Origin of the sequence: Streptomyces sp. NBC_00557, assembly GCF_036345995.1 — a bacterium.
In the GTDB taxonomy this organism is placed as follows: domain Bacteria; phylum Actinomycetota; class Actinomycetes; order Streptomycetales; family Streptomycetaceae; genus Streptomyces.
This window is the reverse complement of the sequence record NZ_CP107796.1, coordinates 7,661,130-7,680,707: the sequence shown is the minus strand read 5'-3', so window position 1 is coordinate 7,680,707 and position 19,578 is coordinate 7,661,130. Positions and strand designations below refer to the sequence as shown.

Genomic DNA, 19,578 nt, shown 5'->3' with positions numbered 1-19,578 from the left:
GCGGGGCCGCCGCATCGGACGGCCCCGCTCTCCGTTCAGCCGCCCAGCGCGCCCAGCACCACCGCCTGGGCCTCCTCCTGCACCCGGGCGAGGTGGTCGGGGCCGAGGAAGGACTCGGCGTAGACCTTGTAGACGTCCTCGGTGCCCGAAGGGCGGGCCGCGAACCAGGCGTTGTCGGTGGTGACCTTGATGCCGCCGATCGCGGCGCCGTTGCCGGGCGCCTCGGTCAGCACCGCCGTGACGGCCTCCCCGGCGAGCGTGTCGGCGGTGACCTGGGCCGGTGACAGCCTGCCCAGCAGCGCCTTCTGTTCGCGGGTCGCGGGCGCGTCGGTGCGGGCGTAGGCGGGTTCGCCGAAGCGGGCGGTCAGGTCTGCGTAGTGCTCCGACGGGGTCCGGTCGGTGACGGCCGTGATCTCGGAGGCGAGCAGGGCGAGGAGGATGCCGTCCTTGTCGGTGGTCCACACCGATCCGTCCCGGCGCAGGAAGGAGGCGCCGGCGGACTCCTCGCCGCCGAAGCCGAGGGTGCCGCCGGCCAGTCCGTCCACGAACCACTTGAACCCGACCGGCACCTCGACGAGCCGCCGGCCGAGGTCGGCGGCCACGCGGTCGATCATCGTGGAGGACACCAGCGTCTTGCCGATGCCGGCGTCCGAGGGCCAGCGGTCGCGGTGCCGGTAGAGGTAGGAGATGGCGACCGCGAGGTAGTGGTTGGGGTTCATCAGGCCCGCGTCGGGGGTGACGATGCCGTGCCGGTCGGCGTCGGCGTCGTTGCCGGTGGCGATGCGGAACCGGTCGCGCCGGTCGATCAGGGAGGCCATCGCGTACGGCGAGGAGCAGTCCATGCGGATCCGGCCGTCCCAGTCCAGCGTCATGAACCGCCAGGTGGGGTCGGTGTGCGGGTTGACCACGGTGAGGTCGATGCCGTGCTGTTCGGCGATGCGCCCCCAGTAGGCCACGGAGGCCCCGCCGAGCGGGTCGGCGCCGATGCGGACCCCGGCCGTGCGCACGGCGTCCAGGTCCAGCACGCTCGGCAGATCGCCGACGTAGGCGCCGAGGAAGTCGTACCGCCCGGTCGTCTGCGCCGCCAGCGCCCGCGCGTACGGCACCCGGCGTACGTCCTTCAGGCCGCCGGTGATGATCTCGTTGGCCCGGTCCTGGATCCAGGAGGTGGCGTCGGAGGCCGCGGGGCCGCCGCTGGGCGGGTTGTACTTGAAGCCGCCGTCGGCGGGCGGGTTGTGGGACGGGGTGACGACCACGCCGTCCGCCAGGCCGGTGGTGCGGCCCCGGTTGTGGGTGAGGATCGCGTGCGAGACGGCCGGGGTCGGCGTGTACCCGTCGGCGCTGTCGACGAGCACGGTGACGCCGTTGGCGGCGAACACCTCCAGCGCGGTGACCTTCGCGGGCTCGGACAGGGCGTGGGTGTCGGCGCCGAGGAACAGCGGGCCGTCGGTCCCCTGCTGCGCGCGGTACTCGCAGATGGCCTGGCTGGTGGCGGCGATGTGGTCCTCGTTGAAGGCGCTCGCCAGGGACGAGCCCCGGTGGCCGGAGGTGCCGAACGCCACCCGCTGTGCCGGGTCGGCCGGGTCCGGGTGCAGTGCGTAGTACGCCGTGACCAGCCGGGCAACGTCGACAAGGTCCTCGGGACCGGCCGGCCGGCCGGCTCGCTCGTGCGGCATGAGTCCGCTCCTCCGCGTCGTCGGATCGATCGCTCACGCCCATCTTTCCCGGTCAGGCCCCTGACACGCGAGTGCACCCCGCCCTATGATCCGGTGCCGCGATCTTTCCCGCAGGCCCGCCGCCGTGCGGGACGCCTTCCACAGACAGGTCTCACCGTGACCGGATCCTCCGTCAGAGCTCCTTGGCTCCTCGCTCGTTGCGCCCAGCTCGCCGTGCTCGCCGCCGCCGGTGCCGGGCTGGTCCGGGCGCTGGACGTCCGTGCCCGTCTGCTGCACCCGTCGGCCGCGACGGCCGCCGGCTCCGCCCGGGTGTCGATGATCTACGTGAATCTGATGACGGCCGCGGTCGTGCTGTTCCTGCTGTGGTTCGTCCGCTGCCGGCGCAACGCCGAACTGCTCTCGCCGGGCCGGGTTCCCGGTTCCGTCGGCTGGGCCGTACTGCTCTGGCTGATACCGGTGCTCAACCTCTGGGCGCCGCGCGGGCTGGTACGGGACGTCCAGCGCGCGAGCGCACCCGACGGCGCGGACGCGGGCCGCGGAGACCTTCTCGTGAACGTCTGGTGGGCGGCCTGGGTCGGGCACGCGCTGCTGGCACTCGCCGCCGTGAACCTGGCCGGCGGAACCTCGCCGTCCCTGCTGGTGGCGTCCGAGTCCCTGGACCTTACGGCCGCCGCCCTGGCGGTCGTGCTGATCCAGCGCATCACGGTGCGGCAGGCCGCCGGGTTCGGCGCGGGGGGCCAGGTGCCCGCTCCCGCCGGCCTGCCGCACGTCTCATGACGCCCGCGCGTCAGCCGATGTGGTAACTGTCGCCGTACACCTTCCAGTCGAGCGGGGTGTTCAGGTCGAGGTTGCCCTTGCGCAGGAAGACCCGCTGCTCGGTGTCGACACGGCTGGTGTCGCTGTGCGCCTCCTCCTGCTTCATCGCCCACACCCGGGCGTCGAGGAAGGCGTTGAGGTACGTCTTCTCGTCGCCGCCCTGCGCCGGCGGCCGGGCGCTGCGCAGGGCGCGCGCCCGGATGTTGCGGAAGCTGGTGGGGTCGTCGCCGTCGCCGTGCATGACGATGGCGTCGTAGTAGCAGAACTGGCCGAGGGCGCGCAGTCCGTCGGCCTTGCCCCGGGCGACGGCGGGGTCGAAGTAGACCCGGTCGCGTTCGTCGTTCTGGCACTGCTGGAACACCGGGTCCTGGGCGGCCTTGCGCCAGTCCTTGGGGAAGTTCGGGTCCAGGCCCGCGTGCGAGTCGGTGCCGTTGACCTTGCGCAGGGCGGGCAGGTACTTGGCGAGGCCGTTGCCGGGTTTGCGGTCGGCGTAGAGCTGGACCACCTCGAGCATGTCGCCGGTGCCGGAACAGAACCCGATGATGCCGGCGGTGTAGCCGCGGCCGTCCCCGATGTCCTCGATGTACTTGTACTGGGCCTTCCAGTCGAGCGAGGAGTTCTCCGCGCTCGACACCAGTTCCATGGCGATCTCCTTCTTCGCCGGGTCGTCGAGGCCCGGTGCGGCGGCCGGTGCGGCGGCCGGGGCGGCGGTGGCGCGCTGGGACACCAGCAGGGCGCCGGAGGCGACGCCGGCGCCGAGCAGGGCGACGACGCTGCGGCGGGAGATGTGGGCGGGGGCTGCTGTCTCGCGGTCGGCGTTCACCACAGGACTCCTGGGGAAGTGGGGGGTGGGCAGCGGGAGTTGGCTCGCACCAGCTCTGGTAGGAAAGTTTCCTATCAAACGTGGCGGAGCGCGGTAACCCGGTGCGCGAGAAGTTCGTAGGATCGAACGACGACGGGACGGCGGTGCCGCGTCAGCGCCTGCGCGCGCCGTCCCCGTGCTCCGCCAGGGTCGACAACTGCCGTGACACGGTGATGAGTTCGCTGCGCTCCTCGCGCGAGCCGACCATCGGCTGCGAGCCCTTGAGCGGCACCTGGGCGCTCTCCGGGAGGAACTTCACCGTCAGCAGGCCGATGGCACCGGCGAGCATCAGGTAGTACGCGGGCATCAGGTCGTCATGGGTGGCGGTGACCAGCGCGGCCGTGACCAGCGGGGTGGTGCCGCCGAAGGCGGAGACGGCGACGTTGAAGCCGATGCCCATGGCCGCGTACCGGACGGCGGTGGGGAACAGGGCGGGCAGCGTGGCCGCGCTCGGCGCGGCGAAGCAGGCCAGCAGGGTGGACAGCACGAGCACCCCGAGGTACGGCGGCCAGGTGCCCTGCGCCTTGATGAGCAGGAAGGAGGGCACGGCCAGCACGATCATCGCGGCGGCGGAGACACCGTATATGGGCCGCCTGCCGACGCGGTCGCTGAGCCGGCCGATGAAGGTGATCAGCACGACGATCCAGACCATGCCGACCAGCACCAGGAGGTCCGCCGTGCCGCTGGAGCGGTGCAGGGTCTCGGTCGCATAGGTCGGCAGATAGCCGGTGACCATGTAGTTGGTGACGTTGTACAGCAGCACCAGGCCCATGCAGACGAGCAGTTCCCGCCAGTGGCCGCGGATGATGTCCTTGAACTCGCTGCGCGCCGACTCCTGCGCCAGCGCCTTCTCGTGTTCGTCCAGCTGCTTCTGGAAGGCCGGGGACTCCTCCAGCTTGAGCCGCATGTAGAGGCCGATCACGCCGAGCGGCCCGGCGACCAGGAACGGGATCCGCCAGCCCCAGGACAGCATCTGAGCGTCCGTCAGGGCGAGGTTGAGCACGGTGACCACGGCCGAGCCGAGCGAGTAGCCGACGAACGTGCCGAAGTCGAGCCAGCTGGAGAGGAAACCCCGCCTGCGGTCCGGCGAGTACTCGGCGACGAAGGTGGTGGCGCCGCCGTACTCACCACCGGTGGAGAAGCCCTGGACCATGCGGGCCAGCAGGAGCAGCATCGGCGCGGCGATGCCGATCGTGCCGTAGCCGGGGATGACGCCGATGGCGAAGGTGCCCACCGCCATCAGGATCATGGTGGTGGCGAGCACCTTCTGCCGGCCGATGCGGTCGCCGAGCGGCCCGAACACCAGGCCGCCGAGCGGCCGGACGACGAAGGCGGCGGCGAAGGTCGCGAAGGAGGAGATGACCTGGGCGGCCGGGGAGGCGCCGGGGAAGAACACCTTGCCGAGGGTGGCGGCGAGATAGCTGTAGACGCCGAAGTCGAACCACTCCATGCAGTTCCCGAGCGCCGAGGCGCCCACGGCGCGGCGCAGCAGCGGCGGCTCGACGACCTGGATGTCGTCCTTGCCGAAGGCCCGCCGGCCCCGGACCCTGCGGATCAGCTCGTCACGGACCTGGCGGGGCAGCCGCATCACGGCCCCCGGCGCCCGCCCGTCCAGCCTCGCCTCGCTCACGAAACGCCTCCTTCCGTCGGTCCACCGGTCACCGCCTGCCCCCTCGGGCGATTCAGAAACGGAACCGCTCAATCCCATCGCGTGCGGCGGTTGGACTTGCGGTGCGCGCGGGCGCAGGGTGGACGGGCCCGTCCGCGCACCGGAGGGGCGACCACCACGGCACCACCCGGAGAAGACCCGATGACCCATGTCGCGGACCCCGCACGCTACGACGGCACCATGCGCTACCGGCGCACCGGCCGCTCGGGGCTGGACCTGCCCGTCCTGTCCCTGGGCTACTGGCACAACTTCGGCGACGACCGCCCCTTCGAGACCCAGCGCGAGATCGCGCTGCGCGCCTTCGACCTCGGGATCACCCACCACGACCTGGCCAACAACTACGGGCCGCCGTACGGCGCGGCCGAGCTGAACTTCGGCCGGCTGCTGAAGCGGGACCTCGCGCCGTACCGGGACGAGCTGGTGATCTCCACCAAGGCGGGCTGGGACATGTGGCCCGGCCCCTACGGGCAGGGCGGCGGCTCCCGGAAGTACCTGCTGGCCTCGCTGGACCAGTCGCTGCGCCGGATGGGCGTGGACTACGTGGACATCTTCTACTCGCACCGGCTGGACGCGTCCACGCCGCTGGAGGAGACGATGGGGGCGCTCGACACCGCCGTACGCCAGGGCAAGGCGCTGTACGTCGGCATCTCCTCGTACGACGCGGAGCGCACCCGGCAGGCCGCGGCGATCCTGCGGGAGCTGGGCACCCCGCTGCTGATCCACCAGCCGTCGTACAGCATGCTCAACCGCTGGATCGAGACGGACGGCCTGCTGGAGGCGGCCGAGGAGGAGGGTTTCGGGGTCATCGGCTTCACGGCGCTGGCCCAGGGCCTGCTGACCGGGCGCTATCTGCACGGGGTGCCCGAGGACTCGCGGGCGGCGCGCGGCACGTCGTTCGACCCCTCGTGGCTGACGGACGACATGCTGCGGCGGCTGCGGGCCCTGAACGACATCGCGGCCCGGCGCGGTCAGACGCTGGCGCAGCTGGCGCTGGCCTGGGCGCTGCGCGACGGGCGGGTGACGTCCGTCGTCATCGGCGCCTCCCGGACCGAGCAGCTGGAGCAGAACGTCGCCGCACTGGAGAACCCGGCGTTCGACGCGGAGGAACTGGCCGAGATCGACACCTACGCGACCGACGGCGGCGTGGACCTGTGGCGGGAGGCCCGGCTGGGCCGGATGGGCTGAGCCGGATGCGGTGGGCGGGGCGGGCGGCTGCGGGCGCGGAAGGGCGCTCGTGAGATTCGTCACTGACAGCAGGAATAAATAGGACATAATGGACGTCATACGGACAGCGTTGTCAGTGCGGACGACAGCACGCTCACCGTTCTCACGCGACTTCCGAGGAGCCGCTCACCCTATGGCGCACGGAGCCCACCGCAGCCCCTTCCTGCCTCCCCGCCCCGACATCGGCCTCGCCCGCGACTGCGAAGTGTGTCTCGGCTGGGGCACCATCGTCACCCGCGACGGGACCCACGAGCTCTGCCACATGTGCCAGGGCGCCCCCGCCGAGGGCGAGGGCATGATCCGCTCCGAGTCGTAGCCGCTCCCCCGCCCGGCGACCGCGCCCCGCCGGTGCGCGCGGCCGAGGCTACCGTGGAGGCATGGCCGCCCCACCGCTTCCGGGCCCGCTCGCGCATCTGGCGCCGCTGCTCGGCCACTACGGCTACTGGGCCGTGGGGGCCGTGATCCTGGTGGAGGACTTCGGGGTCCCCGCACCCGGCGAGACGATCCTGCTGGCCGCGGGCGTGTACGCGGGCGCGGGGCGGCTGAACATCGTGGCCGTGGCGGTCATCGCCTTCGCGGCGGCCGTGGTCGGGGACAACATCGGCTATGTGATCGGCCATCTCGGCGGGCGCGCCTTCGTGCACCGGTGGGGGCGGTATGTCTTCCTGACACCCAAGCGGTTCCAGGCCGCCGAGGAGTTCTTCGGCCGGCACGGCGGCAAGATCGTGACCGTGGCCCGGTTCATCGAGGGTCTGCGCCAGGCCAACGGCATCATCGCCGGCACCACGGGCATGCGCTGGCGCCGGTTCCTCGCCTTCAACGCCCTCGGCGCGGCTCTCTGGGTGGGCCTGTGGACCACCCTGTCGTATCTCGTCGGCAGCCACATCACGACCGTCTACGACGAGGTCGCCCGCTACCAGCTCTATGTCCTCGTCGCCGCCGCGGTGCTGATCGCGGCCTTCGCCGTACGGCACGTCGTACGCCGGCGCCGCGAGCGCTGACCGCCCGTCGGCAGTCGGCCGACGGCTGTGGCCGGCGCTCGTCCCGGCGGCGCACACTGGAAGATGGCCGCGCCCCGGGGTCGCGGGTCCGCGGCTCCCTCGGTTCGGAGAAGTGCCGGGGGAGCTTCGCCGTGTCCGGTCCCGCGCGCCGCGGGGTGTGCACCTACCTCGGCCGGGGCGAGGCGTCCGTGGCCCGGTTCTCCGGCGTGCGCTCCGGCTCGGTCTGCCGGGTGTCGTCGTCGGCGCGCTGGTGGCCGCCGCGCAGGGCGGAGGCGAGCGCGGACACCAGGGCCATGCCCGCGGCGACGCCGAACACGATGGTCAGGCCGTGGTGGAAGGGCCCGGAGACCAGCCCGGGGAAGAAGGTGTGGCCCGTCAGGGTGGCTCGCTGGGCGGCGGTCAGATGGTCCAGGGTGCCGCCGTCGCCGAGCAGATGGCCGATCGGGTTGTTGCCGAGGAACGTGGCGAACAGGGTGCTGACCGGCGGCAGCGAGGCCACCTCGTGCGCGGTCCCCGCGGGCACGCCGTGCGCCTGCAGTCCGCTGCTGAGCGTCTTGGGCAGGGAACCGGCGAGGCCGGAGACCATCAGCGAGAAGAAGACGCCGATGGACAGGGCCGTACCCGAGTTCTGGAAGGTGGAGCGCATGCCGGAGGCGACGCCCCGGTAGCGGGCCGGCACGCTGCCCATGATGGACGAGGTGTTCGGCGAGGAGAACATGCCCTGGCCGAGGCCGTTGAGCAGCAGCAGCGTCGCGAAGACGCCGTAGTCGAAGTCGACCGGCAGGGCCAGCAGGCCGAGGAAGGACCCGGCGACGACGAGCAGTCCTGCGGTGGAGAACAGGCGGGCGCCGAACCGGTCGGACAGATAGCCGGAGACCGGCCCGGCGACCAGGAAGCCGACGGTGAGCGGCAGCATGAAGATGCCGGCCCACAGCGGGGTGTCCTCGAAGTCGTAGCCGCGCAGCGGCAGCCAGATGCCCTGCAGCCAGATGATCAGCATGAACTGCAGTCCGCCGCGGGCGATCGCGGTCAGCAGGGCGGCCAGGTTGCCGGCGGCGAACGCCCGCACCCGGAACAGCGACAGCCGGAACATCGGCTCGGCCACGCGCCTCTCGACGCGGACGAACGCCACCAGCAGGAGCACCCCGCCGATCAGGCCGGTGAGCACCCAGGGGTTGGTCCAGCCGGTGGGGTGGCCGCCGTAGGGCTGGATGCCGTAGGTGATGCCGGCCAGCAGGATGCCGGCGCCTGCGGCGAAGGTGAGGTTGCCGAGCCAGTCGACGCGGCCGCGGCCGCCGGCCGAGGTCTCGCGCAGGCTGAGGTACGACCAGACGGTGCCGGTGACGCTGACCGGGACGCTCACCCAGAACACCGCCCGCCAGTCGACCTCGGCCAGCAGGCCGCCGGCGAGCAGGCCGAGGAACTGCCCGGCGAGCGCGGTGATCTGGTTGACGCCGAGGGCCATGCCGCGCTGCCGGGCCGGGAAGGCGTCGGTGAGGATGGCGGCCGAGTTGGCGGTGAGCATGGAGCCGCCGAAGGCCTGCACGATGCGCCACAGGATGAGCCACAGCGCGCCCGCCCCGGCCGTGAAGGGGTCCAGGGAGAGCGCCACGGAGGCGCAGGCGAAGACCAGGAAGCCCAGGTTGTAGATGCGAACCCGGCCGAACATGTCGCCGAGCCGGCCGAGGACGACCACCAGGACGGCCGAGACCAGCAGATAGCCGAGGATCATCCACAGCAGATAGCCGATGTTGCCGGCGGCGAGCGGGTCGAGGCCGATGCCGCGGAAGATGGCGGGCAGCGAGATGATCACGATGGAGGCGTCCATCGTGGCGATCAGGACGCCGAGGGTGGTGTTGGACAGGGCGATCCACTTGTAGCGGGGACCCGCCGGCGTGTCCCTCAGCCGCGCCGAACGGGCGAGGAGGCGTCCGCGTATGCCCGCGGCGGGCGCGCCGCCGGTCACAGCCGGTCCGCCAGCCGGTCGAGCAGGGGCAGTGCGTCCTGCAGGGCCTGCCGCTCCTGCGCGGTGAACTCGTCCAGGGCGTGGGCGAGGCGGCCCACGGACTCCGAGCGACGCTGTTCCAGCATGGTCCGTCCCTCGTCGGTGATCGAGACGATGGCCCGGCGGCCGTCGGCCGTGTCGGGCGTACGGCGCACCAGGCCGCGCTGTTCGAGTCCGGCGAGGGTGCTGGCCATCGCCTGCGGCCGGACCCGTTCCAGTTCGGCGAGCGCGCCGGGCGAGTCCGGGCCGGTGCGGGCGAGCCGGGCCAGCACCGAGACGCCGGACAGCGTCACGTCGCCGACCGCGTGTGCCTGACGCAGTCGGCGCACGATCCGGCCCATGGCCAGCCGCAGGGCGGCGGCGAGTGCAACCGTGTCCATGATTACTAACGATAAGTTTATCAGTCTGGACTGTTCAACCAAGCGTAAGTAATCCGGGACACCGCTTGCCCATGTGTCCGGGATTTCCGGTTTGGGGGGCGTCCCAGCGGCAAGCCGAGTGGGGACCGGAAATCGCAGAGAACACGGGAGATGAGACCCGATGGCTGGCAACCAGAAGGCGAAGGCCAAGGCGGAGCAGGCCAAGGGGAAGGCCAAGGAGGCCGTGGGCCGCGCCGTCGGCAACGAGCGGATGGAGGCCGAGGGCCGGATGAAGGGCGCGGAGGGAGACGCCCGGCAGGCCAAGGAGAAGGCCAAGGACACCTTCAAGCACTGATCGCGCCCTTCGAGGCGCTGCGCCGAACACGAACCGGTCCGGGGGGGAGCAGCGTGTGTCGCGTGCCGACCGCCTCCGGGCCGGTTCCGTGTGCCCGGCCGGATGCCGCCCGTGACCAGGGGGATCCGTGCAACCGGAGGATTCACGGCGGACGTCCCCTTGCCCGGGGGATCAGCGGGTATCCGGGCAACGAGGGACGATCGGGCGGGCAGGGACGACAGCAGGGACAGGGACCGGAACCAGGTGCCGGAGGAAAAGGGCGACGCCATATGGACATGACGGCCGGGACGCACACGACGACGCGGGCACGGCCCGCGCCCCTGCGCTACAGCCGTACCTGGGACTCCGCCGCGGCCGGCATCGCCGACGCCAGGGATGCCGTCGCCGACCTGCTCTCCCGGGTGCGCCCTGCTCCGGGGAAGCGCTCGGTGCAGGACGCCCAGCTCGTCGTCAGCGAACTCGTCACCAACGTGGCCAAGCACGCCCCCGGGCCGTGCGCCGTGCGCCTGGAGCTGCCGCCCGACGCCGCCGTGCTGCGCATCGCGGTGGCGGACACCTCCCCCGACCCGCCGCTGCGGCGCCCTCCCGATCCGCGCCGGGTCGGCGGCCACGGCCTGCATCTCGTCACGATGCTGTCCGACGCCCTGGAGGTGACACGGCTGTCGTACGGCAAGCGGGTCACCGCCACGGTGCCGCTCACCGCCGAGTGAGGGCCCACGCCGGCCGCACTGCCGGACGTCCGGGGCCCGGCCGGGCCTCCGCCGGCCGCTGGGACGTTCCGCCGGAACGCTACCGCGACGACAGGAGGGAACCGGGCGTCTTCCTGCGCGCCGTCCTCCCCGCCTGGCCGGATCCCCGGCCCCGGGCCCAGTCCGGCGGGATCTCGCCGTCCACCACGAACTCCACCACCGCCGGGCCGGGTCGGCGCAGCACGTCGGCCCAGACGGAGGCGACGTGCCGGGGCCGGTCGCAGCGCACGGCCGGCAGGCCCGCGAGCCGCGCCCACTCGGCGTACGGCATGGCGGGGACCTCGGCCGACAGCGGGATCAGCGGATCCCCGGCCGCCGAACGGCGCCGCCAGGTCAGCCGGTTCAGATCGCCGTTGTTCAGCACGCAGAAGACCAGCGGGGGCAGCTCCGCCAGCCGGTCCAGATGCCGGCGGACGGTGATCAGCTCGTTCAGCCCGCCGGCCTGGAACGCACCGTCGCCGACGAGGGCGACGACCGGCCGGTCGGGGGCGGCGAACCGGGCGGCCACGGCGTAGGGGACGGCGGCGCCCGGCATTCCGAGCCGGCCGGACAGCAGGGAGCGCATGCCGTTGCGGAGCCGCAGATGCCGGGTCCACCAGTCCAGGGCGGTCCCGGAGTCGGTGACGACGACGGCCCGTTCGGGCAGCCGCTCGGACAGCTCGGCGACGACGGAGCGCGGGTTGACGGACGTACCGAAATAGCGGTTCGCCCGCGTGTGCCCCTCGTCCCGCCAGGTCCGTACCGCGTCCTCGACCCGGGAGCGCCACGTCCGGTCGGCGGCGCGGTGCAGCAGCGGGATGAGCGCTTCCAGGGCGGCGACGACGTCGCCGGTCAGCCGCACGGCCGGACGGGCCCGGTCCAGGGGGCAGTCGGCCGGTCCGGGGTCGACGCTGACGATCCGGCATGCGTCCTCGGAGGGAAGCAGCGCGGGGTCCAGGTCCTCCGCGCCGACGAGCAGCAGCGTGCCGCACTCCCGCAGCAGTGCGGCAGCCGCCTCACTGCCGAGGGGGCCGGCCACGCCCGTCAGGTACGGCAGGTCGTCGGGCAGGACGTCGCGGGCCAGCGCCGTCGTGGCGACACCGGCGCCGAGGAGGGAGGCCACGCCCGTGGCCTGACCGGAGGCGGCGCGCCCGGCGTTGCCCACGACCACCGCCGGCCTCCCGGCGCCGTCGAGCGTCTCGGCGGCGCGCCGGAGGTCCCCTTCGTCCGGGATGCGCACCGGCGGGGCCGCGCCGACGGGTACCGCGCGGCCCGGCCCGTCGGGCGCCGTCGCCTCGAGGACGCGGCGCGGGACGGCGAGGCTCGCCACGCCCCGGTCGGTGAGCGCGGCCCGTGCGGCCCGGTCCAGGGCGTCGCCCATGAGCTCCGGCCCGGAGACCTCCTCGCAGAACACCGACAGCTCCGCCAGATGGCGCACGATCCGGCCCCCCGTCGGCCGGGCGGCCGCTTCCTCGCCGACCACGGCGAGCACCGGGGTCCGGTCCGCCGCCGCGTCCCAGAGTCCGCCCAGCAGCCGGAGCGCCGCCGCGCCGGCCGGGGCGAGGCAGCAGCCGAGGCGGCCGGTGAGCTTGGCGTCGGCGCACGCCATGAGGGCGGCGGACTCCGCGCCGCGCGCCTGGACGAACCACGGCGCGTCGGGCCCGCCGCACAGGGCGGCGGCCAGCGGATCGGTCTCCGGTCCCGGCACGCCGTACACCCGCTCGGCGCCCCACGCCCGCAGCCGGGCCGCGACACCCTCCGACACGTTCACCACGCCGGCCTCCTCCCGCCCGCAGACGTCCGCGCCCACGGGTAGCCCGGCACCGGTCCGGGCAAACGAGTGGCGGCCGTTTCGGGCGGGCGGAGCCGGGGGACCCGTGCCAGGCTCGAGGGAGAGCACCCTGAGTGAGGGATCCGGCACGGACGGAAGGCGAGAGCGCGGTGGCGGTGTCCGAGGAACGGCCGTCGGAGGGGGGCGAGAGGCGCGGTGAGCGCCTGGTGTCCGCGCTGGACCGGCGGCTGCCCGTCGCCTCGGCCGGCAAGGAGTTCCTGCGCAAGGCGTTCCCGGACCACTGGTCGTTCCTGCTGGGCGAGCTGGCGCTGTACAGCCTGCTGGTGCTGGTGCTCACCGGGGTGTGGCTGACGTTCTTCTTCCACCCGGACATGACGGAACGGCCGTACACCGGCTCGTACCTGCCGCTGCGCGGCACGATGACGTCCGAGGCGTACGCGTCGGTGCTGCACATCAGCTTCGACGTGCGCGGCGGACTGCTGATACGGCAGATGCACCACTGGGCGGCGCTGGTGTTCGTCGCGGCGATCGGCGTGCACCTGCTGCGGATCTTCCTCACCGGGGCGTTCCGGCGGCCGCGGGAGGTCAACTGGACCGTCGGCGTGACGCTGTTCATGTTCTCCCTGCTGGAGGGCTTCTGCGGGTACTCGCTCCCGGACGACCTGCTCTCGGGCACCGGCCTGCGCACCGCCCAGGGCATCGTGCTGTCGATCCCGGTCGTGGGCAGCTATCTGTCGTTCTTCGTCTTCGGCGGCCAGTACCCGGGGCACGAGATCATCCCGCGGCTGTACGTGACCCACATCCTGCTGGTGCCGGGTCTGCTGCTGGCGCTCGTCGGGGCGCATCTGACGTTCGTCGTGGTGCACAAGCACACCCAGTGGGCGAAGCCCGGCCACACCAACCGGAACGTGATCGGCAAACCGCTGGTCCCCCAGTACGCGACGAAGTCCGCGGGCCTGTTCTTCATCCTGACGGGCGTCCTCGCCCTGATGGCGGCCCTGTTCCAGGTCAACCCGATCTGGGCCTTCGGGCCCTACCGCGCGGACCACGTGTCGCTGGACTCCCAGCCCGACTGGTACGTGGGCTATCTGGAGGGCGCACTCAGGCTGATGCCGGCCTGGGAGACGGACTTCGCCGGGCACACGATCGTCTGGGACGTGTTCCTGCCGGGCGTGGCGCTGCCCGCGGTGCTGTTCCTGATCCTGTACGCCTATCCGTTCTTCGAGCGCTGGCTCACCGGGCCGCTGCCCGAGCAGCACCTGTGCGACCGGCCGCGCAACCAGCCGACGCGCACCGCGCTGGGTGCGGCGGCCGTCGCGGCGTACGGGGTGCTGCTGATGGCCGGGGGACAGGACGTGCTGGCCTACAAGTTCGACCTGCCGGCCGAGCTGATCACCCGCTCCCTGCGCACCGCCCTGTTCGTGCTGCCGTTCGTGACGTACCACGCCACCAAGCGGGCCTGCCTCGGTCTGCAGGCCGCCGACCGGCAGCGGCTGCTGGACGGCGGGGCGACGGGGGAGGTGCGGCGCACGGCGGGCGGCGGCTACGAGGAGGCCCACACCCTGCTCTCCCGCGAGGAGGCCTACCGCATCCTCGTGCGCGCCACGCCCCGCCCGCGCGCGGAGGGCACGGAGGCCTGGCGCTGGTTCCACCGGCACCGGCTGCGCAACGCCCTCAGCCGCTGGTACTTCGGCAAGAGCGTGGAGATGCCGGCGACCGCCTGGGAGAAACGCCGGGTGGAGTTCGTGCGGGCCGCGCCGGGCGAGGTACCCGAGGGGGGCGACGAGTCGTGAGCAGAGAGGTACGGCGATGAGAGACGGCGACGAGGTGCACGGACATCTGCTGTACGGCCCGCAGCCGGACGTGGCCGGGGCCTCCGGTTACCCGGACGCCCCGCCGAGGATGGGGTTCTTCACGGACACCTCGGTGTGCATCGGCTGCAAGGCGTGCGAGGTGGCGTGCAAGGAGTGGAACGCCATCCCGGAGGACGGTCTGGTCTTCACCGGCATGTCGTACGACAACACCCAGGGTCTGGGCGCCGACACCTGGCGGCATGTGGCCTTCATCGAGCAGCGCAAGCCGTTCGGCGGCCAGGAGCCCGGGGTGGGGCACGAGGACGTCGACGTGTTCGCCGCCGCCGCACGGCTCGGCACCGGCGCCTCCTCCCCCGGACCGGGCGCCACCTCTCCCCCGCCCGGGCGGGCCCCGGCGGGCGCCCCCGCCGGGGAGATCTCGCCCGTCTCCCCGGACGGCCGCACCGAGCTGCGCTGGCTGATGGCCTCCGACGTGTGCAAGCACTGCACGCACGCCGCCTGCCTGGACGTGTGCCCGACGGGCGCGCTGTTCCGCACCGAGTTCGGCACGGTCGTCGTCCAGGAGGACATCTGCAACGGCTGCGGCTACTGCGTGCCCGCCTGCCCCTACGGCGTCATCGACCAGCGCGAGGGCGACGGCCGGGTGTGGAAGTGCACCCTGTGCTACGACCGGCTCGGCGCCGGCATGGAGCCCGCCTGCGCCAAGGCCTGCCCCACCGACTCCATCCAGTTCGGCCCGCTTCAGGAGCTGCGGGAGCGGGCGGCGGAGCGGGTGGCGCAGCTGCACGCGGCCGGGGTGACCGACGCCCGGCTGTACGGCGAGAGCCCGGACGACGGGGTCGGCGGCGACGGCGCGTTCTTCCTGCTGCTGGACGAGCCGGAGGTCTACGGCCTGCCCCCGGATCCGGTGGTGACCACCCGGGACCTGCCGGACATGTGGCGGCACGCGGCGCTGGCCGCCGTCTCGCTCGCCGCCCTCGCCCTCGGCAGCTTCGCGAGGAGGCCGCGATGAGCGAGTCCGACGTCACCCGGGACGGCGTCCGGGGCGCACGGCCCGGCAGGCAGGCGCCGACGGGCGCGCACGCCGGGCGGCGGCGCCGCGGACGGCGCGGGCGCGGCGAGCAGCCGATGGTGCCGGAGGCGGAGTTCTCGTCGTACTACGGCAAGCCGGTGCTGAACAAGCCGACGTGGAAGCCGCTGGACATCGCCGGATACCTGTATCTCGGCGGCCTGGCCGGGGCGTCCTCGCTGCTCGCGGCGGGGGCGCAGGCGAGCGGCCGGCCGGGGCTGGCGGCGCCGGCGAAGCTGGGGGCGGCCGGGGCGATCTCCGTGTCGCTGGCCGCGCTCGTCCACGACCTGGGCCGGCCGGCCCGGTTCCTGAACATGCTGCGCGTGCTGAAGCCCACCTCGCCCATGAGCGTGGGCTCGTGGCTGCTGGCCGGGTACGCGCCGCTGACGCTGACCGCCGCGGCCACCGAGGTGGCTGGCCGGTACCGGCTGCTGGGCTCGGCGGCCACGGCGGCCTCCGCCGTGCTCGGCCCGGCCGTGGCGACGTACACGGCGGTGCTGCTCGCGGACACGGCCGTTCCGTCCTGGCACGAGGGCTACCGCGAGCTGCCCTTCGTCTTCGCGGGCTCCGCCGCGACCGCGGCCTCCGGCCTGGCGCTGGCCGCCGCCCCGGCCGCCCAGGCCGGCCCGGCCCGCCGGCTGGCCGTCCTCGGCGCGGCCCTGGAACTGGGCGCGTTCCGGGCGATGAAGCGGCGCATGGGCCTGTCCGCCGAGCCCTTCGAGCAGGGCAGGCCGCACCTGCTGCTGCGGGCGGCGGAGGCGCTGACGGCGGGCGGTGCGGCCCTGGCCCTGTTCGGCGGGCGGGACCGGCGTCTGTTGCTGGCTGCGGGGGCCGCGCTGCTCACCGGCTCGGCGGCCCTGCGCTTCGGCGTCTTCCACGCCGGGGTGGCCTCGGCTCAGGACCCGAAGTACACGGTCGTGCCGCAGCGGGAGCGGCTGGAGCGCGGGCGCTGACGGCCGCGCTCCCGGCGGTGCCCGACGTGCTCAGAACCGGGGGCGCGGGGACTGGTCCTGGACCAGTTCGGCCGCCTCTTCGTCCGTCTCCACGCACGGCGGCGAGCCGGCCAGGGGCTTCTGGGCGGTCTCCTTCATGCACAGCACCGCGACGACGCCGACGGCCGCGGCGAGCGTGGCGTAGTAGGCCGGCATGAGCGTGGTGTGGAAGACGCTGATCAGGGCGGTGGTCACCAGGGGGGTCGTGCCGCCGAAGAGCGAGGTGGAGAGGTTGTAGGCGACCGCGAGGGAGCCGTAGCGGACGTGGGTGGGGAAGATCGCCGGAAGCGCCGCGGACATCGTGCCGAGCAGCGCCACCAGGCAGAGCCCGAGCAGCAGCAGGCCGAGGGCGATCAGGGCGATGCCGCCCTGCCGGATGAGCAGGTACGACGGCACGGACAGGACGAGGAAGCCGAGCATCCCCGTCATCAGCAGCGGCCGTCGCCCGAAGCGGTCCGAGAGCCGCCCGACCTGGTTGATCACGCACATCTGGACGACCATCACCAGGACCAGGATGAGCAGGCCGCGGTTGGTGCCGTAGCCGAGCTCGTCGGACAGGTACGCCGGCATGTACGACAGCAGCATGTAGTCGGTGACGTTGTACGCCGCGACGAGGGCGAGGCACAGCACCAGCGGCCGCCAGTAGCGGGTGAAGATCTTTCCGAGGTCGGCGGTGGCCGAGGTCTCCACCGCCGCGGCGTCGCTCGCACCGGCCCGTCCGCCCTCCAGTTTCAGGAAGGCGGGCGTCTCGTCCAGCTTCAGCCGCAGGTAGAGGCCGATGAAGCCGAGCGGGGCCGCGACCAGGAAGGGGATGCGCCAGCCCCAGTGCAGCATCTGGTCCTGGGTGAGGACGCCGCTGAGGACGACGACCAGGCCGGACGCGCCGACGTACCCGCCGAGCGTGCCGAACTCCAGGAAGCTGCCGAAGTAGCCGCGCCGTTTGTCCGGCGCGTACTCGGCGATGAAGGTCGCCGCGCCGCCGTACTCCCCGCCGGTGGAGAAGCCCTGCACCAGCCGGAAGAAGATCAGCAGGCCGGGCGCCACGAGGCCGATGGCGTCGTGCGAGGGGATGAGGCCGATGGCGAAGGTCCCCGCCGCCATCATGATCATGGTGACGGCGAGGACGCTCCTGCGGCCGATCTTGTCGCCGAGCGGCCCGAAGACCATGGCGCCGAGCGGGCGCACCAGGAAGGCCACCGCGAACGTCGCGAAGGAGCTGAGGAGCTGGGCGGTGGCGCTGCCCGAGGGGAAGAAGACCTTCCCGATCGTGCCGGCCAGATAGCTGTAGATGCCGAAGTCGTACCACTCCATCGCGTTGCCGAGGGCGGCGGCCTTGGTGGCGCGCTTGACCACGGCCTCGTCGGTCACGGTGATGTCGCTGCGGCGCAGCTTGGGGTGGCGTCGTTTCTCGACCGCGCGGAACAGCACCCGGTGCCGCCTCATCGCCGCCGGGTCCACCGACTCGCCGCCCGTCACCGCCATGGGGTCGTTCCTTTCGCCGTACGTGTTCTCCCCCCTGCGCCTGCGCAGTTCTCGCGGGCTCAAACGGAGGCGTCCACCCGGCTACCGAGCGTTATGGGACGGCGTCCCCGGTGTGCTGCGGGGGCGGGCCGGGCCGTTGGGAACGGCGCCGTGTGTGTGCCCCTGCCCCGGTCGGGGAACCTCGTCCAACCGGGTGTGCACCCGGTGAGAGGAGCCCAGGTGACGGGGTCGGTTGCGGGCGGGCGGCACCAGGACGACCCGGAGGCCGGGCACGCGCCGGATCCGAACCGGTGGCGGGCGCTGTGGGTCACCCTGGTGGCCGGCTTCATGAGCCTGCTGGACGTGACGATCGTGGCGGTGGCCCTGCCCACGGTCCAGCGCGATCTGCACGCCTCGCCCGCGCAGGTGCAGTGGGTGGTGTCCGGATACGCCCTCACCTTCGGCCTGGCCCTCGTCACCGCGGGGCGCCTCGGGGACGCCCTCGACCGGCGCCGGATCTTCCTGCTGGCCCTCAGCGGTTTCGTGCTCTTCAGCGCGGCCTGCGGAGCGGCCCCGGACATCACGCTCCTGGTGGTGGCCCGGCTGGCGCAGGGGCTCGCGGCGGGCTTCATGGCGCCGCAGAACTCCGCGCTCATCCAGCAGATGTTCCGCGGCGCCGAGCGCGGGCGCGCCTTCGGCTTCTTCGGCGCCACGGTCGGCCTGTCGGCGGCCACCGGGCCGATCACCGGCGGCGCCATCCTCGCCCTGGCCTCGGGCCCCGCGGGCTGGCGGTGGATCTTCTACGTCAACGTGCCCATCGGCGTCCTGGCCGTGCTCCTCGGCCGCCGCCTGCTGCCCCGCACCCGGCGCTCCGGCCGCGGGCACCTGGACGTGCCGGGGATCCTGCTGCTCGGTCTCGGTGTCCTCGCGCTGATGTACCCGCTGGTCCAGGCTGACTCCGGGGGGATCGGACGCGTGTGGTGGCTGTTCCCGGCCGGCGCGGCGATCCTCTGTGTCTTCGCGTGGTGGCAGCGCCGGCTCGTCGCCCGGGACGTCCAGCCGCTGCTCGACCCGCGCCTGTTCACCACCGTGCGCGGGTACGCCGTCGGGGCCGGCGTCGGCACGCTGTACTTCGTCGGGTTCAGCGGCGTGTGGCTGGTCTTCGCGCTGTTCTACCAGCACGGTCTCGGCTACTCGCCGCTGCGCTCCGGGCTCGCCGTGACCCCGTTCGCACTGGGCTCGGCGGGCTCGTCCGTGGTCGCCGGCCGGCTGGTGGACCGGCTCGGCCGCCTGCTCACCGTGTGCGGTCTGACCGCCGTGATCGTGGGCCTGGGCGGCACCGCGCTGCTGCTCCGCCTCGCGCCCCTCGGCGTCGCGCCCTGGGCCGCCGTTCCGGTCCTGTTCCTGGCGGGGGTGGGCAGCGGCTCCGTCGTCTCCCCCAACATCACCATGACGCTGCGGGACGTGCCGGTGCGCATGGCGGGCGCGGCGGGCGGCGCCCTGCAGACCGGGCAGCGGCTGGGCGCCGCGGTCGGCACCGCCGCCCTGCCCGGCATCTTCTACCTGGTCCTCGGCAAGGGCGGCGACTACCGCGGCGCCCTCGCGACCGCGCTGGGCGCCGCCCTCGTCGGTATGGCGGCCTCCCTGGCGCTCGCGGCGTTCGACTGGCAGCGCGACCGGCGCAGGCCCCGGCCGCACGGGAGGTGCCCGGACGAGGTCGCCAACGACCCCATGCACTCCCGGCAGACGTGAGGT

General features: G+C 73.1%; 17 protein-coding genes. 10 read left to right on the top strand and 7 right to left on the bottom strand.

Features of this window, described 5'->3' with window-relative positions; translation table 11 throughout:
* Positions 1–35 precede the first annotated feature (35 nt).
* Entirely contained in the window at positions 36–1,676 is a 1,641-nt protein-coding gene (gene pgm / locus OG956_RS34080; protein WP_330341867.1) for a phosphoglucomutase (alpha-D-glucose-1,6-bisphosphate-dependent), read from the bottom strand.
* Positions 1,677–1,832: 156 nt separating this feature from the next.
* On the opposite strand from pgm, the gene OG956_RS34075 reads away from it, so the two are divergent.
* Positions 1,833–2,453 carry a DUF4328 domain-containing protein gene (locus tag OG956_RS34075; RefSeq protein ID WP_330341866.1) on the top strand — a complete coding sequence of 207 codons (621 nt, stop codon included), beginning with the start codon at positions 1,833–1,835 and terminating at the stop codon, positions 2,451–2,453.
* 10 nt (positions 2,454–2,463) lie between these two features.
* Here the strand turns inward: OG956_RS34075 and OG956_RS34070 are convergent, their stop codons facing one another.
* Positions 2,464–3,318, bottom strand: a complete 855-nt coding sequence (locus OG956_RS34070; RefSeq protein ID WP_330341865.1) for a chitosanase — start codon at positions 3,316–3,318, stop codon at positions 2,464–2,466.
* Positions 3,319–3,466: 148 nt separating this feature from the next.
* On the bottom strand, positions 3,467–4,942 hold the full coding sequence (locus OG956_RS34065; RefSeq protein ID WP_330343022.1) for an MFS transporter: 1,476 nt from the start codon (positions 4,940–4,942) through the stop codon (positions 3,467–3,469).
* Positions 4,943–5,164: 222 nt separating this feature from the next.
* Between OG956_RS34065 and mgrA the strand changes: the two genes are divergently transcribed.
* The 3 genes from mgrA to OG956_RS34050 all read left to right on the top strand — a co-directional run bounded on the left by mgrA (position 5,165) and on the right by OG956_RS34050 (position 7,248).
* Complete coding sequence (gene mgrA / locus OG956_RS34060; protein ID WP_330341864.1) at positions 5,165–6,208, top strand: L-glyceraldehyde 3-phosphate reductase; 1,044 nt, start codon at positions 5,165–5,167, stop codon at positions 6,206–6,208.
* A 172-nt stretch (positions 6,209–6,380) separates the two neighbouring features.
* The gene (locus tag OG956_RS34055) at positions 6,381–6,563 is read left to right on the top strand and encodes a hypothetical protein (RefSeq protein WP_330341863.1); all 183 of its coding nucleotides are present in this window, start codon (positions 6,381–6,383) and stop codon (positions 6,561–6,563) included.
* A 61-nt stretch (positions 6,564–6,624) separates the two neighbouring features.
* Entirely contained in the window at positions 6,625–7,248 is a 624-nt protein-coding gene (locus OG956_RS34050) for a DedA family protein (protein ID WP_330341862.1), read from the top strand.
* Between the two features lie 163 nt (positions 7,249–7,411).
* On the opposite strand, the gene OG956_RS34045 is transcribed toward OG956_RS34050, so the two are convergent.
* Entirely contained in the window at positions 7,412–9,076 is a 1,665-nt protein-coding gene (locus tag OG956_RS34045) for an MFS transporter (RefSeq protein ID WP_443065700.1), read from the bottom strand.
* A gap of 134 nt (positions 9,077–9,210) precedes the next feature.
* Positions 9,211–9,633, bottom strand: coding sequence for a MarR family winged helix-turn-helix transcriptional regulator (locus OG956_RS34040; protein ID WP_330341861.1), 423 nt, complete (start codon positions 9,631–9,633; stop codon positions 9,211–9,213).
* 160 nt (positions 9,634–9,793) lie between these two features.
* Between OG956_RS34040 and OG956_RS34035 the strand changes: the two genes are divergently transcribed.
* Both OG956_RS34035 and OG956_RS34030 read left to right on the top strand, forming a co-directional pair.
* Complete coding sequence (locus OG956_RS34035) at positions 9,794–9,967, top strand: CsbD family protein (RefSeq protein WP_330341860.1); 174 nt, start codon at positions 9,794–9,796, stop codon at positions 9,965–9,967.
* 275 nt (positions 9,968–10,242) lie between these two features.
* The gene (locus tag OG956_RS34030) at positions 10,243–10,677 is read left to right on the top strand and encodes an ATP-binding protein (protein ID WP_330341859.1); all 435 of its coding nucleotides are present in this window, start codon (positions 10,243–10,245) and stop codon (positions 10,675–10,677) included.
* 79 nt (positions 10,678–10,756) lie between these two features.
* Here OG956_RS34030 and OG956_RS34025 read toward each other — a convergent pair whose 3' ends face one another.
* Positions 10,757–12,469: a thiamine pyrophosphate-dependent enzyme gene (locus OG956_RS34025; RefSeq protein ID WP_330341858.1), complete on the bottom strand. Its 1,713-nt coding sequence runs from the start codon at positions 12,467–12,469 to the stop codon at positions 10,757–10,759.
* 131 nt (positions 12,470–12,600) lie between these two features.
* Here OG956_RS34025 and qcrB point away from each other — a divergent pair, with 131 nt between their 5' ends.
* Genes qcrB through nrfD form a run of 3 tightly spaced genes read left to right on the top strand, consistent with a single transcriptional unit; the run spans position 12,601 to position 16,323 of the window.
* On the top strand, positions 12,601–14,280 hold the full coding sequence (gene qcrB / locus OG956_RS34020; RefSeq protein WP_443065631.1) for a cytochrome bc1 complex cytochrome b subunit: 1,680 nt from the start codon (positions 12,601–12,603) through the stop codon (positions 14,278–14,280).
* A gap of 16 nt (positions 14,281–14,296) precedes the next feature.
* A complete protein-coding gene (locus OG956_RS34015; RefSeq protein ID WP_330341857.1) occupies positions 14,297–15,313 on the top strand; it encodes a 4Fe-4S dicluster domain-containing protein in 1,017 nt (338 codons plus the stop codon).
* On the top strand, positions 15,310–16,323 hold the full coding sequence (gene nrfD / locus OG956_RS34010; RefSeq protein ID WP_330341856.1) for an NrfD/PsrC family molybdoenzyme membrane anchor subunit: 1,014 nt from the start codon (positions 15,310–15,312) through the stop codon (positions 16,321–16,323). Before OG956_RS34015 ends, nrfD begins: the two co-directional genes overlap by 4 nt.
* Positions 16,324–16,353: 30 nt before the next feature.
* Here the strand turns inward: nrfD and OG956_RS34005 are convergent, their stop codons facing one another.
* Positions 16,354–17,844, bottom strand: coding sequence for an MFS transporter (locus tag OG956_RS34005; protein WP_330341855.1), 1,491 nt, complete (start codon positions 17,842–17,844; stop codon positions 16,354–16,356).
* A gap of 219 nt (positions 17,845–18,063) precedes the next feature.
* On the opposite strand from OG956_RS34005, the gene OG956_RS34000 reads away from it, so the two are divergent.
* Positions 18,064–19,575 carry an MFS transporter gene (locus OG956_RS34000; protein ID WP_330341854.1) on the top strand — a complete coding sequence of 504 codons (1,512 nt, stop codon included), beginning with the start codon at positions 18,064–18,066 and terminating at the stop codon, positions 19,573–19,575.
* Positions 19,576–19,578: the final 3 nt, after the last annotated feature.

Excerpts from the sequence above, each read along its gene's own strand:
- pgm (WP_330341867.1), bottom strand. The coding sequence starts at position 1,676 with ATGCCGCACGAGCGAGCCGGCCGGCCGGCCGGTCCCGAGGACCTTGTC.
- OG956_RS34065 (WP_330343022.1), bottom strand. The coding sequence starts at position 4,942 with ATGCGGCTGCCCCGCCAGGTCCGTGACGAGCTGATCCGCAGGGTCCGG.
- mgrA (WP_330341864.1), top strand. The coding sequence starts at position 5,165 with ATGACCCATGTCGCGGACCCCGCACGCTACGACGGCACCATGCGCTAC.
- OG956_RS34055 (WP_330341863.1), top strand. The coding sequence starts at position 6,381 with ATGGCGCACGGAGCCCACCGCAGCCCCTTCCTGCCTCCCCGCCCCGAC.
- OG956_RS34050 (WP_330341862.1), top strand. The coding sequence starts at position 6,625 with ATGGCCGCCCCACCGCTTCCGGGCCCGCTCGCGCATCTGGCGCCGCTG.
- OG956_RS34045 (WP_443065700.1), bottom strand. The coding sequence starts at position 9,076 with ATGGACGCCTCCATCGTGATCATCTCGCTGCCCGCCATCTTCCGCGGC.
- OG956_RS34040 (WP_330341861.1), bottom strand. The coding sequence starts at position 9,633 with ATGGACACGGTTGCACTCGCCGCCGCCCTGCGGCTGGCCATGGGCCGG.
- OG956_RS34035 (WP_330341860.1), top strand. The coding sequence starts at position 9,794 with ATGGCTGGCAACCAGAAGGCGAAGGCCAAGGCGGAGCAGGCCAAGGGG.
- OG956_RS34030 (WP_330341859.1), top strand. The coding sequence starts at position 10,243 with ATGACGGCCGGGACGCACACGACGACGCGGGCACGGCCCGCGCCCCTG.
- OG956_RS34015 (WP_330341857.1), top strand. The coding sequence starts at position 14,297 with ATGAGAGACGGCGACGAGGTGCACGGACATCTGCTGTACGGCCCGCAG.
- nrfD (WP_330341856.1), top strand. The coding sequence starts at position 15,310 with ATGAGCGAGTCCGACGTCACCCGGGACGGCGTCCGGGGCGCACGGCCC.
- OG956_RS34005 (WP_330341855.1), bottom strand. The coding sequence starts at position 17,844 with ATGGCGGTGACGGGCGGCGAGTCGGTGGACCCGGCGGCGATGAGGCGG.